This is a genomic window from Oerskovia enterophila, assembly GCF_044748475.1.
GTDB classification, from domain to species: Bacteria; Actinomycetota; Actinomycetes; order Actinomycetales; family Cellulomonadaceae; genus Oerskovia; species Oerskovia enterophila.
On the sequence record NZ_JBIVFZ010000004.1, the window covers coordinates 303,412 to 318,871 of the forward strand.

The 15,460-nt window shown below is 68.7% G+C and carries 11 protein-coding genes; 8 read left to right on the forward strand and 3 right to left on the reverse strand.

Features of this window, described 5'->3' with window-relative positions:
- The first annotated feature begins 41 nt into the window (after positions 1-41).
- The 3 genes from ACIPWA_RS14350 (at position 42) to ACIPWA_RS14360 (ending at position 2,679) form a co-directional block, all read left to right on the forward strand.
- On the forward strand, positions 42-410 hold the full coding sequence (locus ACIPWA_RS14350) for an ArsR/SmtB family transcription factor (RefSeq protein WP_400291160.1): 369 nt from the start codon (positions 42-44) through the stop codon (positions 408-410).
- A 168-nt stretch (positions 411-578) separates the two neighbouring features.
- Positions 579-2,114, forward strand: a complete 1,536-nt coding sequence (locus ACIPWA_RS14355) for a GmrSD restriction endonuclease domain-containing protein (RefSeq protein WP_400291161.1) — start codon at positions 579-581, stop codon at positions 2,112-2,114.
- A gap of 70 nt (positions 2,115-2,184) precedes the next feature.
- Positions 2,185-2,679, forward strand: a complete 495-nt coding sequence (locus ACIPWA_RS14360; RefSeq protein WP_400291163.1) for an LbetaH domain-containing protein — start codon at positions 2,185-2,187, stop codon at positions 2,677-2,679.
- Positions 2,680-2,784: 105 nt separating this feature from the next.
- Here ACIPWA_RS14360 and ACIPWA_RS14365 read toward each other — a convergent pair whose 3' ends face one another.
- From ACIPWA_RS14365 to ACIPWA_RS14375, 3 genes are all read right to left on the reverse strand, one after another.
- Positions 2,785-4,008, reverse strand: a complete 1,224-nt coding sequence (locus tag ACIPWA_RS14365; RefSeq protein WP_400291165.1) for a substrate-binding domain-containing protein — start codon at positions 4,006-4,008, stop codon at positions 2,785-2,787.
- Between the two features lie 214 nt (positions 4,009-4,222).
- Positions 4,223-4,849 (reverse strand): TetR/AcrR family transcriptional regulator, encoded by a 627-nt coding sequence (locus ACIPWA_RS14370; RefSeq protein WP_400291167.1) that lies wholly within the window; start codon positions 4,847-4,849, stop codon positions 4,223-4,225.
- 85 nt (positions 4,850-4,934) lie between these two features.
- Positions 4,935-5,828 carry a sugar phosphate isomerase/epimerase family protein gene (locus ACIPWA_RS14375; protein ID WP_056764557.1) on the reverse strand — a complete coding sequence of 298 codons (894 nt, stop codon included), beginning with the start codon at positions 5,826-5,828 and terminating at the stop codon, positions 4,935-4,937.
- A 254-nt stretch (positions 5,829-6,082) separates the two neighbouring features.
- Between ACIPWA_RS14375 and ACIPWA_RS14380 the strand changes: the two genes are divergently transcribed.
- The 5 genes from ACIPWA_RS14380 to ACIPWA_RS14400 all read left to right on the forward strand — a co-directional run bounded on the left by ACIPWA_RS14380 (position 6,083) and on the right by ACIPWA_RS14400 (position 15,456).
- Positions 6,083-9,997 carry a ThuA domain-containing protein gene (locus ACIPWA_RS14380; RefSeq protein ID WP_400291169.1) on the forward strand — a complete coding sequence of 1,305 codons (3,915 nt, stop codon included), beginning with the start codon at positions 6,083-6,085 and terminating at the stop codon, positions 9,995-9,997.
- Positions 9,998-10,266: 269 nt separating this feature from the next.
- Positions 10,267-12,897 carry a family 20 glycosylhydrolase gene (locus tag ACIPWA_RS14385; protein WP_400291171.1) on the forward strand — a complete coding sequence of 877 codons (2,631 nt, stop codon included), beginning with the start codon at positions 10,267-10,269 and terminating at the stop codon, positions 12,895-12,897.
- Between the two features lie 232 nt (positions 12,898-13,129).
- Positions 13,130-13,663, forward strand: coding sequence for a hypothetical protein (locus ACIPWA_RS14390; RefSeq protein WP_400291173.1), 534 nt, complete (start codon positions 13,130-13,132; stop codon positions 13,661-13,663).
- 393 nt (positions 13,664-14,056) lie between these two features.
- Entirely contained in the window at positions 14,057-14,980 is a 924-nt protein-coding gene (locus tag ACIPWA_RS14395; RefSeq protein WP_400291175.1) for an ABC-three component system protein, read from the forward strand.
- The gene (locus ACIPWA_RS14400) at positions 14,977-15,456 is read left to right on the forward strand and encodes an ABC-three component system middle component 2 (RefSeq protein ID WP_400291177.1); all 480 of its coding nucleotides are present in this window, start codon (positions 14,977-14,979) and stop codon (positions 15,454-15,456) included. Before ACIPWA_RS14395 ends, ACIPWA_RS14400 begins: the two co-directional genes overlap by 4 nt.
- Positions 15,457-15,460: the final 4 nt, after the last annotated feature.

Genomic DNA, 15,460 nt, shown 5'->3' on the forward strand with positions numbered 1-15,460 from the left:
CCCCCCGGGCGGCGCGGCGGCCCCACCCCGAGGAGAAGTCCATGTCGCGCTACGCCTACGTCCCCGACCCGGAGAACGACGCGGTCCAGTCCGTCATCGACGAGCTCACGAGCCCGTTGACCCGCGCGGTGCTGCGGCAGCTCACGACCCACGGCGGTCTCATGAGCGGTCAGCTCGCCCTCGCGACGGGGGCCCACCAGCAGTCCGTCCTGCACGTCCTGGGTCGGCTCGAACGGCACGGCCTGGTCCGCGCCGACCAACCGCGCGAGGCTCGCCAGGGACGGCGCGTGCGGTACTCCGCCGACGTCGAGAAGGTCGACCGGATGCTCGCCACGCTCCGCCGGTACCTGCTGGCACCGGAGCCGGTGGCCTCCTCGCGCGGTCCCGTCCAGGTGTCGGCCACGGCCTGAGCACCGGTGCCCGTGCGACCGGGGCGAGACGACCACCGGGGCGCGCTCCGCCGTCGGGCCGGACGGATTCGTCGCCGTGCTCCACCCTCGGCTAATCTTCGATCGCCCTGCCGGTCCAGGACGCCGCCGGAGGGTTGCTCGCAGGCGGCCAGAGCAGCAGGAGGCCTGATGGGTCGCACCGCTCCCGGGTGGTACTCGGATCCTTCGGCCGCCGGCACCGAGCGGTGGTTCGACGGCGACCGCTGGTCCCAGCACACGCGCCCCACGGCCCTGCCCGCGAGCACGCAGCGCCTGCCTCTCGGAGTGGGCGCAGCGCTCCCCCGCACGGACCAGCCCGCGACCCCGTTCGCCGAGGTCAGGCCATCGATCGAGGAGCAGCCCGCGACGTATGCGCCGGCCTCCTCGGTGCGCGCGCTGCCCCCCGTGCCGCCTCCGCCGGCGGGAGCCGTGAGGTCGGGACCTCCCGCGGGCCCGCACCCGTCCGGCCCGACGGCGCAGCGCACCCGAGCGCGTCGGCCCGCCCCGCAGCGGGGTCTTCTCTCCAGGCCCGCGCTCTGGGTCGGGGCTGCCGTGCTGGTCGTCGCGGTCACCGGCAGCGCCGCGGCCCTCGCCGGGCAGGGTGAAGACCCGGCACCGCCGGCCGTGGTCGCCAAGCCGTCGACCGCCCCGACGCCCGTCGACGAGGCGCCCGAGGACAGCACCCCGGACTACATCGAGGTCGCGAACTCGGCCGTCCTCGAGCTCGCGGCCCTCGACATCGCGACCGTGACGGCGGCGGCACCGTCGCAGAGCGCTCTCGCGACGGTCGCGCTCCTCGAGGTCGGCGAGCCGAACCCCGTCACCGGGTACTCGGCCGACGCGTTCGGCACGCGCTTCGCGGACACCGACGGCAACGGCTGCGACACGCGCAACGACGCGCTCGCGCGGTCCCTGTCCGGGGTCTCGTTCAAGCCCGGGACGCGAGACTGCGTGGTCATGACCGGGCTCCTGAGCGACCCGTACAGCGGCAAGGACGTCGCGTTCGAGCGCGGCCCCCTGTCGTCCGGCGCGGTCCAGGTGGACCACGTCGTGCCCCTGACCGACGCCTGGCGCCACGGCGCACAGTCGTGGGACGTGCCGCGCCGCGAGGCTTTCGCCAACGACCCGCTCAACCTCCTGGTCGTGGACGGCACGCTCAACCAGCAGAAGGGTGATGGGAGCGCATCGGCCTGGCTCCCGCCGGCCGAGTCCTTCCGGTGCGCCTACGTCGCCCGCCAGGTCGCGGTCAAGTACACGTACGGCCTGCGGGTCTCGGCCGCCGAGCAGGCCGCCATGGTCGCGGTCCTCTCGACGTGCCCCGACGAACCGCTCCCCACCGGGTCGACGCTGCCCCCGCCCCGCGACCCCGTCGTCCCCGCACCGGTCAAGCCCAAGCCCACGCCCAGCCCGACGCCGACCCCGACGCAGGAGGCGCCGCCCGTCGCGGCCGAGCCCGCGCCTCCCGAGACGCCTGCACCGACGCCCGCTCCGACTCCTACTCCGACGACCACGCCGATCCCCAAGGACTGCAAGGTGAAGGGTCTCTTCCTGCGCCCGACCGACGGCGCCACGAACGTCTACTACGTGCGGGGCGAGGAGTGGAACTTCAAGGAGGTCGTGGCCGACGTGTGCTTCGACAACCGCAAGGAGGCCGAGGCCGCAGGGTTCAAGCGGGCCTGGTGGTGACCTTGCCGACCGCGCGCGGTACCTCTTCGCCGACTCCCCCACCTACCACGGTGTCCCGACCGACAAGCTCGTGATCGGCAACTTCTGCCAGTTCGCGTCGGGGACGACCTTCCTGCTGGGCGGCAACCAAGGGCACGACATGGACGCGGTCACCGCGTACGGGTTCAACTTCGTCGACGGCGCGGCCGACGCCTGGAAGCCGATCGGTGACACCGTCGTGGGGCACGAGGTCTGGACCGGGTACGAGTCGACCATCCTGGGCGGCGTGCAGATCGGGGTGGGTGCGATCATCGGGGCGCGCGCCGTCGTCGCGAAGGACGTCGCTCCTTTCGCTGTGGTCGTGGGTGACGGGCGCGTGGTGCGCCATCGTTTCGACGCGCTGCGGCGCAAGCTGCTCTGGCGGGCCCGGTGGTGGACCTGGGACGACGAGCACGTCCGGGAGTCGCTGCCGCTCCTGCAGGGCAGCGACGTCGAGGCGCTCGCCAGGTCGGTGGGGGTCACGCCCGACGACGTCGCGCTCGATCCCGACCCCGCCCACCTCACGGGCGCACAGGCGGTCCTCTGATCCAGCCCGCCCCCCTCCAGACCCGCCGCGCAGCGGGCCGCCCCGTCCCTCGACGTCGGTCGAGGGACGGGGCGGCCCGGTGTGCTCCGTTCGAGAGGTGACGGCTCAGCGGTCGGACCAGGCCTCGGGGTAGCCGGGCAGGTCCTCGCCACCGAACTTGGCGTAGTGCAGCGACGGCATGTCCTTGTTGGCCTCGAGGTACTTGTCGAGGTCCTTCTCGGTGATGGGCGACTGCGGGAGGACCCACTCGACCGGGACCTGCTCGCCGTTCCAGATCTTCTGGGCCGCGAGCACGGGCGTACGCCACTGGAACGTCGAGTAGACCGTCCCGAGCGCGGTCATGTCCGTCTCCTGCCACTTGCGCATGAAGCTCAGCTCGTCCTCGCCCATGAACACGGGGTAGGGCTTGCCGGCGTCCTCGAACGCCTCGACCGCCGCGACGGCGCCGTCACCGGCGTCCATCCAGATGCCGTCCACGTCACCGCGCTGCAGGTACTGCGTCACGATGTCCTTGATCTTGGCGCCGTCACCACCGGTGAACTCCTGGCCCACGACCTCGATCTCGCTCTCGGAGAAGATCTTGTCCGCGGCGGCCCAACGGTTCTCGAGCACGTCGACGCCCGGCAGCACGCGCAGCGCCAGGACCTTCGAGCCGGGCTCGAGGTTGTCCACGAGGAACTCGGCGCCGTCGGCGCCGTAGGCGTAGCCACCGATCGGGTGGATGTAGGTGACCATGCAGTCGGTGTTGACGCCGCGGTCGAACACGATCACGGGCTTGCCGCTCTCGCACGCCGCCTCGACCGCCGGGGTCAGGGTCGCGGTGGTCGAGGGCGAGATGATGATCGCGTCGCAGTCACCGGCCTCGACGAACGCCTGGATGTCGGTGATCTGCTTGTTGTCGTCGTCGGCCGCGTCCGAGACGCGGAACTCCGAGATCTCGCCCGAGGCCTTGAGGACCTCGACCTGCTGCTGCATCGTGATGAAGGCGGTCACACGCCACGGGTTGGACAGCGAGGCGTTGGAGAAGCAGAGCTTCTTGCCCCCCTCCTTGGCGTACTGCGCGGTGTCCACGAACTCGGGGTCGATCGCCTGCAGCCACGGCTGGTCGGCCGGGCCCTCGGGGACCGCCGAGCGCTGCGCGAGCTGGCGCTCGTAGTCGGCCTGCACGAACCACTGGCTGTTCGCACCGGACTCGTCGGCCCCGGCCTCCTCCGAGGCCGTGCCCCCCGCCTCGGGGACCGCGTCGGTGGGGGCGTCGGTGGTGCACGCAGCGGTGAAAAGCAGTGCCGCGGTCGCGGCCCCTGCCATGAGAACTCGAGAAGAACGCATTTCCTGCTCCTGATGATCGAGACGTCGTCGTCTGATGGATGCGCTGAACGGTGGTGCTGAACGGGGTGATGACGGCAGCGGCGAGCCGCCCGGCAGGAAACGGGTACGCCGCGTCGAACAGGGTGTTCGAGGGTGCTCCCGGGCCACGGGCTCGACACCGAGCCCGGCCGGGAGAAGGTGCAGGTCCTGTTCTCAGGGCCTGCGGGGGGTGACGCTAGGCCTTCGGGGCCTTGGCGGGACGCCCCGGGACGGGGGTGCCGAGGAGCGACAGGAGCTGGGCCCTGATCCGGAGCTCGCTCTCCGGCGCGCAGGACTGCGGCCGGAACAACGAGATCTGCTTGATGCCCTCCATCGCGGAGAACATCACGCTGACCGCGCTGTCCACGTCGTCGCACTCGAGCTCTCCGGCACCGACCGCGCGATGGGTCAGTCCCAGGAAGTACCGTTCGGCCTCGTCCAGGAAGCCCGCCCAGCTCACGCGGACGTCCTGGTCGTAGAGCGCCTGCGCGACGATCTCCATCGTGAAGACACGGTTCGCATCGTCCAGCAGGCAGCTGCGCACCGAGTACTCCACGGCGGCCTCGACCTTCGCGAACGCGCCGGTCGACTGCTCCGTCGCGGCGGTGATCGCCTCTCGCCACTGGCGGTAGTACACCCCGCACGCTGCGAGCACGACCTCCTTCTTCGAGGAGTAGTGCCAGTACAGGCTGCCCTTGGTCACCCCGGCGCCTGCCGCGATCGCGTCCATGTTGACCCCGGCGATGCCTCGCGTCGAGAACAGCGTGAACGCTGCGAGCGCGAGCTCGTCGGGCTTGGCAACAGTGGGCGAGGACGTCGGCATGACGCCACCCTACCTCCTTCCATACTCGTCGGTACTGAACGGGACGGTCCCCGTCGCGCACCTGCCGACGCGCGACCGGGGGAGCTCAGGCGAACGCGGGCACGCGCTCGGTGAACCCGGCCGCCGCGATCTCCTTGCGGAGCCACGACAACGAGTCCGCGAGCATCGGCCCGCCCTGCCCTTCGCACTCGATGCTCAGGACGCCGTCGAACCCGTTGTCGCTGAGCTTCGCGAGGATCTGCCGGATGTTCTCGGCGTTCACGCCGTCCCCTGCTGCCACGTGGCTGATCGCGATGCCCGTCGCGCCCCCACGGACGGCGTCGGCGAGCGACTGTGAGACGTCCTTGATGTGCACGTGGTCGATCTTGTCGAGGAACCGGTCGGCGAACTGGACCGGGTCGTTGCCGGCGATGAAGGTGTTCCCGGTGTCCAGGTTCAGGCGCAGCCACGGCGAGTCCCCGCAGAACGCGAGCATCTCCGCGAGCCAGTCGGCCCTGGTCGTGAAGTACCCGTGGACCTCGATCGTCACGACGACCTCGTGCGCCTCGGCGACCCGGATGATCTCGCCGTAGCTGCGCTTCATGAGGTCGAGGGCCTCGCGGTCCTCGAGCCCCTCGGGCTTGTGGAGCCCGTCGGTCGTCGCGACGCGGGGAGAGCCCGCGAGGGCGGCCCAGGCGATGGCCTTCTGGACGTACGGGACGCCGACCGTGAGCCCGTCCCGGCCGGACAGCGGGTAGGCCGCGTCGATCTGGGAGAACTCGACGCCGTACCGCTCCATCTTCTTGCGGAGCAGCGCCGGGTCCTCGAGGAGCGAGATGTGCGGGAAGTAGCCGAGCCCGTGGATCCAGCAGGCGCCCTCGATCACGCCCGGCTCGATGTAGTGGACGTCGTTCTCCTGCGCCCAGGCCAACGCCTGCTCGAACGACTTGTGGCTGGAGTTGAAGGCGTCGGTGTGGAAACCGATTCCGATCTGTGGCATGGGACCCCTCCATCGGGATAGGAACGTACTGGTCGGTGCGGGTCTGAGATCCGGTTCTGCGGGCCTCATCGTTGAGATTCCGTCGGGCCATTCAGCCTTGCACGTCTTCACCATACTGACCAGTATTGCAATGTGGTGCCGCTGACACTAGCATCACGATCACGTTCTGACGACCATCGATCAAAAGTTGCCAGATCGCCGTATGAACAGATCGCAGGGGCCCGACGCAACGGAGCGGACATGAGGGAGCACAGATGAGAACGCGCAGAGGGGCAGCCATCGCGGCCTGCCTGGCACTGTCGACAGGACTGGCCGGGGTGCTGACCGCGCCGGCCGGCGCCCACGAGGGGCACGAGCACCCCGAGAACCCGGAGTTCAAGGCGCTGATCTTCTCGGAGACGGCCGGGTTCGTGCACGACTCGGTCCCCGAGGCCAAGGCCATGTGGGACGAGCTCGCGGCCGAGGGCGGATTCGAGGTCGTCCAGGCGACCGACTCGACGCTCTTCACCGACGAGGGCCTCGCGGACTTCGACGTGATCGTGCTGGCCCAGGCGTCCGGGGACGTCTGGAACCCGGCCGAGGAGAAGGCCTTCGAGAAGTACGTGCGCGGGGGCGGCGGCGTCGTCGCCATGCACAACCCGCTCGACATGGAGCCGGGCTTCCCGTTCTACCGTGCGCTCATCGGCACCGAGTTCACCGCGCACTCCGCCGCCGGGACGCCGGGCGAGATGACCGTCGTCGACCGCGAGCACCCGTCGACCGCTGACCTGCCCGAGCGCTGGGAGCGCAACGAGGAGTGGTACGGCTTCACCAAGTCGGTCCGGGGCGACAAGCACGTCCTGGCCCAGCTCGACCCGACGAGCGTCCCCACCTCGACCCCCGGACGCATGCTCGACCACCCCGTGACGTGGTGCTCGGACTACGAGGGCGGCCGGACCTGGGTCACCTCGGTCGGCCACGCCAAGTCGTCGTACAGCGAGGAGAACGTGCGCAAGCACGCCCTCGGCGGCATCCGCTACGCGGCGGGCGTCGAGCCCGGAGCGTGCGGCGGCACGGTGTGGGACAACTTCGACAAGGTGCCGCTCGACACCAACACCTCGGCCCCCTGGGGCATCGCGGTCGCAGGCGACGGCCGCGTCTTCTTCACCGAGCTCGTCCGCGGCCAGGTCCGGATCTACGACCCGGAGCTCAAGAGCACCGTGACGGCCGCGACGATCCCCGTGTACGGGGGCGGCGAGGACGGCATGCTCGGCCTGGCGCTCGACCCGCAGTTCGCGCAGAACAACTGGGTCTACCTCTACTACTCCCCCCGGGACGGCGGCTCGGTCAACAGACTCTCCCGCTTCACCATGGAGGGCAACACCATGAACCTCGACTCCGAGGTCGTGATGCTGGAGATCCCCGCCGGCCGTGACGACAAGGAGATCGGGCACACCGGTGGCACGCTGCGCTTCGACGGCCAGGGCAACCTGTGGCTGTCGGTCGGCGACGACGTGGTTCCGTTCGAGTCCTCGGGCTACACCCCGATCGACGAGCGTCCGGGCCGCGCGCACTTCGACGCCCAGGGCACGTCGGCCAACAGCAACGACCTCCGCGGCAAGCTCCTGCGCATCACGCCCGAGCCGGACGGCACCTACTCGGTGCCCGAGGGCAACCTCTTCCCCGAGGCCGAGGACACGGCGGACAAGACCCGTCCCGAGATCTACGCGATGGGCTTCCGCAACCCGTTCCGCTTCACGGTCGACGTCGACGGCACGGTCTACCTCGCCGACTACGGGCCCGACGCCGGCACCGCCAACCCGAACCGTGGCCCCGCGGGCTACGTCGAGTGGCAGTCGATCAAGGCCCCGGGCAACTACGGCTGGCCGTACTGCCACGCGAACAACATCGCGTACAACGACTTCGACTTCGTGACGAACACGTCGGGTGCGAAGTTCGACTGCGCCAACCCGGTCAACACGTCCCCGAACAACACCGGGCTGACCGCGCTGCCGCCGTCGATCCCCGCCGAGGTCTACTACTCGTACGGCGCCTCGGCCGAGTTCCCGCAGCTCGGCAGCGGCGCGGGCGCGCCCATGGCCGGGCCGGTCTACCACTTCGACCAGGCGCTCGACTCGGACCGCAAGTGGCCCGAGTACTTCAGCGGCACGCCGTTGTTCTTCGAGTGGGGGCGCAACTTCATCAAGGAGTTCCCGCTGGCCGCGGACGGTTCGCTGCTCGCGATCAACCCGGTGCTCTCGAGCCAGCAGTTCCTCTCGCCGCTCGACCTGCAGTTCGGGCCCGACGGCGCGCTGTACCTCCTCGAGTGGGGCGGCGGCTTCGGCCGTGACAACCCCAACTCGGGCCTGTACCGCGTCGACTACGCGGCCGACGGCCGGGCTCCCACGGCACAGGCCACGGCCGACGTCACGACCGGTCTCGCCCCGCTGTCGGTGACGTTCTCGAGCGAGGGCACCGTCGACCGTGACGGCGACGAGCTCGAGTTCGCCTGGGACTTCGGCGACGGCAGCACCTCGACCGAGCAGAACCCGACCCACGTCTACACGACCAACGGCAACTTCGAAGCGCGCCTGACGGTCACGGAGAAGACGGAGTCCGCCAAGACGGGTACCGCCACGGTCCCGATCGTGGTGGGCAACACGAGCCCGGTCGTGACGATCACGGCTCCGCCGAACGGCAGCTTCTTCCGCTGGAACGACGTCCTGCCGTGGAAGGTCGAGGTGACCGACGCCGAGGACGGCCAGATCGACTGCAAGGACGTCACGGTCCAGCCGGCCCTGGGCCACGACGAGCACGCGCACCCCACGCTGCCCGTCAACGCGTGCGAGGGCGAGGCCTCGACGATCCTCGACGAGGGGCACCTCGAGGCGGACGCGTTCTGGGTCATCGACGCGCGCTACACCGACAAGGGCGGGGCCGCGGGCGTCCAGCCGATCACGACGAGCGCGACCAACGTCTACCGCCCCACGCGCTTCCAGGCGCACTACTGGGACGAGGTCAAGGGGGTCGCGGTCGAGAACAACGCCGCGGCCGAGCTCGGTCAGTACGTCGGCGACATCCAGGACAACGACTGGCTGCGCTACGAGGACATGAACTTCCAGGGGATCGACGCCGTGCGGTATCGCGTGTCGGCAGGTCCGGAGGGCGGCGGACGGATCGAGATGCGTCTGGGCTCGCCGACCGGTCAGCTCGTGGCCACGACACCCGTGAACAGCACGGGCGGATGGTTCACGTTCAAGGAGACGGACCCGACACCGATCACCGCCCCCGCCGGGACGCACGACGTCTACCTGGTCTTCCGCTCGAACCCCGGGGTCAACTGGTCGATGACGCTCGACGTGTTCGAGGCCGTCGGGTCCGGCGTCGGCGTCCCACCGGAGGGCGCACCTCGTCAGGACACCTCGACCCAGGGTGACTGGATCGGGAAGTACGGCACGGCGGGCTACGCGATCCCTCAGATCGGGACGCAGCTGCCCCAGGGCGTCACGGTGGCTCCGGTCACGGGGACCCAGGCCTGGACGTGGGAGCAGAGCACCACCAAGCGTTCGGCGCTCCAGGTCCCGCCCGACGGCGCCGCGCGTCGCGCATCGACGTGGTTCGGCGCCGGGGCGGCGGTCGACGTCACGGTCCCCGAGGGCTCGGTCTACGACCTGTCGGTCTACGTCAACAGCCACGACACGGCGAGGACGCAGGACGTCCAGGTCCTGCGGGCCGACGGCTCGGTCCTCTACCCGGCGTTCTCGGTCGCGGACAACGCGGCGGGCGTGTGGCTCACCTACCGGATCGAGTCCTCGGTCCGGGTCAAGGCCGACAAGGTCACGGGCCCGAACGCCGTGATCGGCGGCATCTTCCTCGACGTGCCCGACGTCGAGCAGCCCGAGCTCGCCGTCACGGCGACGGTCACCGCCAAGTGCGTCGCGGGGCGTACGACGCTCACGGTTCGGGCGGTCAACGGTGAGGACGTCCCCGTGGACGTCGTCGTCGAGACCCCGCACGGCCGCAAGACCTTCGCGGGCGTGGCTCCCGAGAAGTCGGCCCAGCAGTCCTTCGCGACCCGTGCCGCGAGCATCCCGGCCGGCGAGGTCACCGTGACCGCGACGGGCGACACAGGATCCGGTCCGATCACCACGCAGATCGTGACCGGCTACGAGGCGGTCGACTGCGGTTGACGCTTCACGAGGCCGCGCGCGTCTTCCACTCCTGAGGCGCGCGAGGCCCCACCCGAGGTCGAGGTCAGCGTCGTTCTTCTGTCGGACAGCGACGCCGATCTCGTCCTCAGCCCCGCCCCCGACTCCCCGGGGGCGGGGCGCTCTGCCGTACCCTCAGCAGGCTTGGTGCACTTTCATGCTTGTTTGAACTGGTAATCCGTCAGATATTGACATACTGGTCGGGATGGCTGAGGCTCGAAGGGTTCCCGACCGCTCAATGAGGAGTGCCCGTGAGAATCCCGCACCGTGGTCGCGGCGTCGCAGCCGTCGCCGTGACCCTTGCCCTGATCTGTCCTGCCGTGGCGACGACCGCCTGGTCGTCCGCCGCCCCCGCCGCCGCCTCCGAGGACGAGGCACCCCTCGCGCTCGTCCCGAGGCCCGTGAGCCTCGAGCGAGGGCCCGGGTCCGGGTTCCGGCTCGGCCCGACGAGCGTGATCGTCGCTCCCGACGACGCCGCGCCGGTCGGCGAGTACCTCGCCGACCTGCTCCGACCGTCCACGGGGTTCTCGTTGCCGGTCTCCGACGCGTCAGCCGCGACCGGCGCGATCACGCTCACCCTGACCGACGCCGCCTCGACGGACCCCGAGGGCTACGACCTCACCGTCTCCGAGGGGGCCGTCGCGATCGACGCACCTACGGCGGCCGGGCTCTTCCACGGTGTGCAGTCGCTCCGTCAGCTCCTCCCCGCAGCGGTCGAGGCGACCCAGGTGCAGGACGCGGACTGGGTCGTCCCCGCAGTCACCATCGAGGACGAGCCCCGGTTCGAGTACCGCAGCGCGATGCTCGACGTCGCCCGCCGCTTCTACCCCGTCGACGCGGTCAAGCGCTACATCGACCAGATCGCGCTCTACAAGCTCAACACCCTGCACCTGCACCTCACGGACGACCAGGGCTGGCGCATCGCGATCGACGGGCTCCCCGCCCTGACGGAGATCGGTGCCTCGACGCAGAGCGGCTGGGCCCCGGGCAGCAACACGGGCGATCCGTGGTTCTACACCCCTGCGGACTACGCGGAGATCGTCGAGTACGCGGCCTCGCGCTACATCGAGGTCGTCCCCGAGATCGACGGCCCGGGACACACCCTCGCGGCACAGGCGTCCGTCCCGGGCCTCACGTGCGACGGGGTGCCGACCGCGCCGTACTACGGGTTCGACGTGAACCTGCCGATGGTCTGCGCGACCGAGGCCAACTCGGCGAACATCCGCGACTACCTCGAGAAGGTCATCTCCTCGGTCGCCGCGCAGAACCCCGGCCAGTACATCCACCTCGGCGGCGACGAGGTCCCCAACCCGCCGGCGGGCTGGTACGAGGCGTACACGGCCATGGCCAACGAGATCGCGACCGAGCACGGCAAGACGATCGTCGGATGGCACCAGTGGGCACAGGGGGCGACCCTGCCCGCAGGCAGCCTGGTCCAGTACTGGGCCGAGGGGCGCGTCAACCGTCCCAAGATCGGCGTGGGCGCCGAGAGCGCGGACATCCGTGAGGTCCGCGCGGCCCTGGCGGCCGGGGCGCGCGTCGTCGTGTCGCCGGCCGACCGGTCCTACACCGACATGAAGTACAGCTCCTCGACGGCCTACGGCCTCTCGTGGGCCGGCCTCGTCAACCTGCGACGCGCCTACGACTGGGACCCCGTGACGGAGCTCTCGAGCACCGACGGCACGGTCAAGGTCGTGACCGAGGAGCAGGTCGCGGGGGTCGAGGCCTCGCTGTGGGCCGACCGGGCCTACCGCGGGAGCACGAGCCTGCCCACGAGCCACTCCCAGTTCATCCCGGTCGAGCAGTACACCGACCACATGATCTTCCCGCGCATGCCCGCGATCGCCGAGATCGCCTGGTCACCGGCGCAGGACAAGGACTACACCGAGTTCCTCTCCCGCCTCACGCAGCACGACGACCGCTGGGACGCCCTGGGGTACGAGTGGTTCCGCGCGCCCGACGTCGAGTGGGAGCCCGTCGTCCCCGTGGAGCCCGAGCTGGTCCACCACTGGGCCTTCGACGAGACGAGCGGACAGTCGGCCCTGGACGTCGTGACCGGTGTGCGGGCCGCGGTGGACGGCGGCACCTGGACCCCCGGCCAGCTGGGCGGTGCGGTCAGCCTCGACGGCGTGGACGACGGGGTGGCACTCAGCGCCGCTCCCGTGAGCGGACCGTGGACGGTCGCGTCCTGGGTCCGTCGCACGGGCGCCAGGAGCAGCTCCGCCCTGCTCTCGGACACCTCGTCCGGGGTGCGCACCGCGATCAAGCTCGAGCAGTACAAGGCCACGGCCAAGGTCGGGTTCACGCAGCTCGGCGTCGCCGACCATCGGTCCGAGTACGCCACCCCGCTCGACGAGTGGGTGCACCTGACGCTGGTCTCGGACGGCGCGACCATCACGGTCTACGCGGACGGTGCGCAGGTCTCGACCGTCCCGGGTACCGCGACGCTCGGGCTGGCCCAGCTCGGACGGCTCATGAACGCCCCGGGGTGGCCGGGTGCGAGCGACGCGGCGGCCGTCGACGTCGACGACCTGCGGGTCTACACCGGTGCCCTCGACCGGGCCGCGGTCGGTGCGCTCTGGGACGTGGTCTCGCCGACCCCCGCGACGGTCGAGGTCGACGCGACCACGCGCTGCGTCGCCGGCAGGGTGGTGATCAGCGTCCGTGCGGTCAACGTCGGTGACGTGGCGGTCGACCTCCAGGTCGTGACCGCGGCCGGCAAGAAGTCGTTCAGCGCGGTCGCCCCCGGGGCCAGCGCGCACCAGTCCTTCGCGACCCGTGCCTCGACGATCGACGCCGGGACCGTGACGGTCACGACGGGCGGGGCGGGGGGCACCGAGAGCGAGGTCACGGCCGGCCACCCGGCGCTGGACTGCGGCTGACCGAGAGACCAGCGAAAAGCACGAAGGCCAGGAACCTTGCGGTTCCTGGCCTTCGTGTTCTGTGCGCCCGGAGGGATTCGAACCCCCAACCTTCTGATCCGTAGTTGTGCGCAAACCACCGGATCCCTGTGGATACCTGTCATCCACTCCCCCTGCCGGGCCGGTCGATCCCCACCACTCTTCCCTACGTTGCTGTCACTGCTGCTGTCACAACCCAAGGCGAAGAACCACGATGGCCCGTCGCAAGCCCTGGCCCCTGCCCGACCCAATCCCCGGCGAAGACCGCACTTTCGGCAACGGTCTCTACATCGACCTCATCCCTCGATCGAGCTGGTACAGCTACGCTCGATCCGCGATGCGCTCCGAGACGTGGAAGCGAGTGAGCCTCGCTGTCCGGGAACGGGCAGACATGACCTGCGAGGTGTGTGGGGCTATCGCCGACCCCGCGAACCGCCAGTACCACGCAGCGCACGAGCGGTGGGACTTCGACGAGACCACCCGCAGCCAAACGCTCAGGCGCCTGATGTGCCTGTGCGACGGGTGTCACGCGGCGACCCACTACGGTCACAACGAACTCGAGGGCGACGTCGAGGCCGCCCAGGAGAGAATGATCGCCCTCAACGGGTGGGACGAGCTCCGACTCCTCGAGCACATCGATCGAGCGTTCGAGGTCTGGCGTCGTCGAAGTGCGATCGAGTGGCGGGTCGATGTGTCGATGCTGAGAGAAGCCGGCGTCCCCCTGATCGCGCAGGCTGAACTCACGTAGCGCGACGATGTCCTAGGGGCAGACACTCCATCACAGAGTGGTTGCCCCTCTGGCGTGTCTGGCGTTGGCGAGTACCGCGGCCCGCAGCGAAGCGAGGACACGCGGGCGCAGCCGGCGTCAGGCGCGCCCGCAGCGGCGGAGCCGCTGCCTTGAACGAGTAGAGAAACTCCTCACGAGTCACCTGTACCATCAGGCCAGCAGTGTGACCCTCGGCACATCGGAGAACGGAGATTCGCAATGTCCGAGAGCAGGACGTCGGTGAGTGCACTGCCAGCGCCCGCACCAGTGCCGACCACAGGCTCAGCTTTCTCCGGCCCAATGCCCACTCCCGCCAAGCTCGTACACTTTTACAGCCCAGACGAATGGGAAGAACTGATTCGAGAGTGGGCAACCGTGCTTGACTACGCTGCGGTAAAACGCCTTGGCGGTTCGAACGACCGCGGTGTAGATATCGCCGGATTCCTGACCGAATCCGGATGGGAAGGCGAGTGGGATTGCTTCCAGGCAAAGCACTACAATAAGCCAATTACACAAGCTGTCGCATTTCCGGAGATCTATAAGCTATTTAGACACGTCCTCGACGGGTCATATACCTTACCTAGAAGATACCGTTTCATTGCGCCCCAGAACTGCGGTAAGAGCCTCGATCGCCTCCTGAGCTCTCCAACCGAACTTCGTCAAGAATTCATCAAACACCTCGAAGGTCTCCCCAAGCGATCCGCTCCGCCGCCGAGCGATGAAATCGACCAAGTAGGCCAATTTGCCGAAACCGCAGATTTCGCGATTTTCGATTGCTTGAATCGGGATGAACTCTTGACCACACATTCCACGAGTCGATACCATGCCTATAGATTTGGGACAGCACTCGCGCCTCGGCAACAACCGGAACCCGCGCCCGACGAAGTGCAACCCGAAGAAGCCACTTACATTCAGCGGCTCATGGATATCTACGGCGAGTCTGCGAAAGCAAACGGCGCCGAAGCCATCCCAACATCTCTCGGGCCAAGGGATACGCAACACCTAGCAAGGCAACGCATCTCCTTTTACAGCGCAGAATCCCTTCGAATGTACGCGCGGGACAACACACCGGATGGCAACTTTGAGAGATTACTCGACGACGTCCACGACGGGGTCATCGAGACGGTCCACCAACCAAATCAGAGCGGGTATGAGAGACTTCACGGAGTCCAGAAAGTGGCGCTCTTGCTACCACTCCAAAACCATCTCCTAGCAACCCGAGTGACAAACGCCGATCGAAACGGCATCTGTCACCACTTGGCCAATCAGAACAGGATCCACTGGGTGATGGCCGAATGACACCAACGGTCCTCAATGGCCCCTTCGAGCTCGCCAATCGCATCCTCTACATACTCGACGCGGCATGGCCACAAGGAGTGACCTTTAATAGCCTTGCTCTCCTAGACTACGCACTTGTCCACAGTGAGGAACTTGGCGGCCCACCGAGCCTCCACCCTGCAACTCCTGGAAAGCAGGGGGAGCTTGCGGTCAGGCGGCCCACACTTCAGACCGCCATCGCACTACTTATCCGTCATGGCCTTATAGACGCAACAGCCACAGATGCGGGTATCGCGTACTCTGCGAGCGAATCTGCTGGCGCCTTCGTCGAACTCATCCAGTCGGATCAAGGGGTCCGGCTGCGAGAACGTTCTGAATGGATCGCGGGAAATCTAGTAGGGCTCACACGCGACCAATTGCGTGAGGTGCTACGTGGTATCACCTCCGAATGGCAGCACGAGTTTGAAACACCAGGCACCGAGGAGACCTCAGGATGAATCG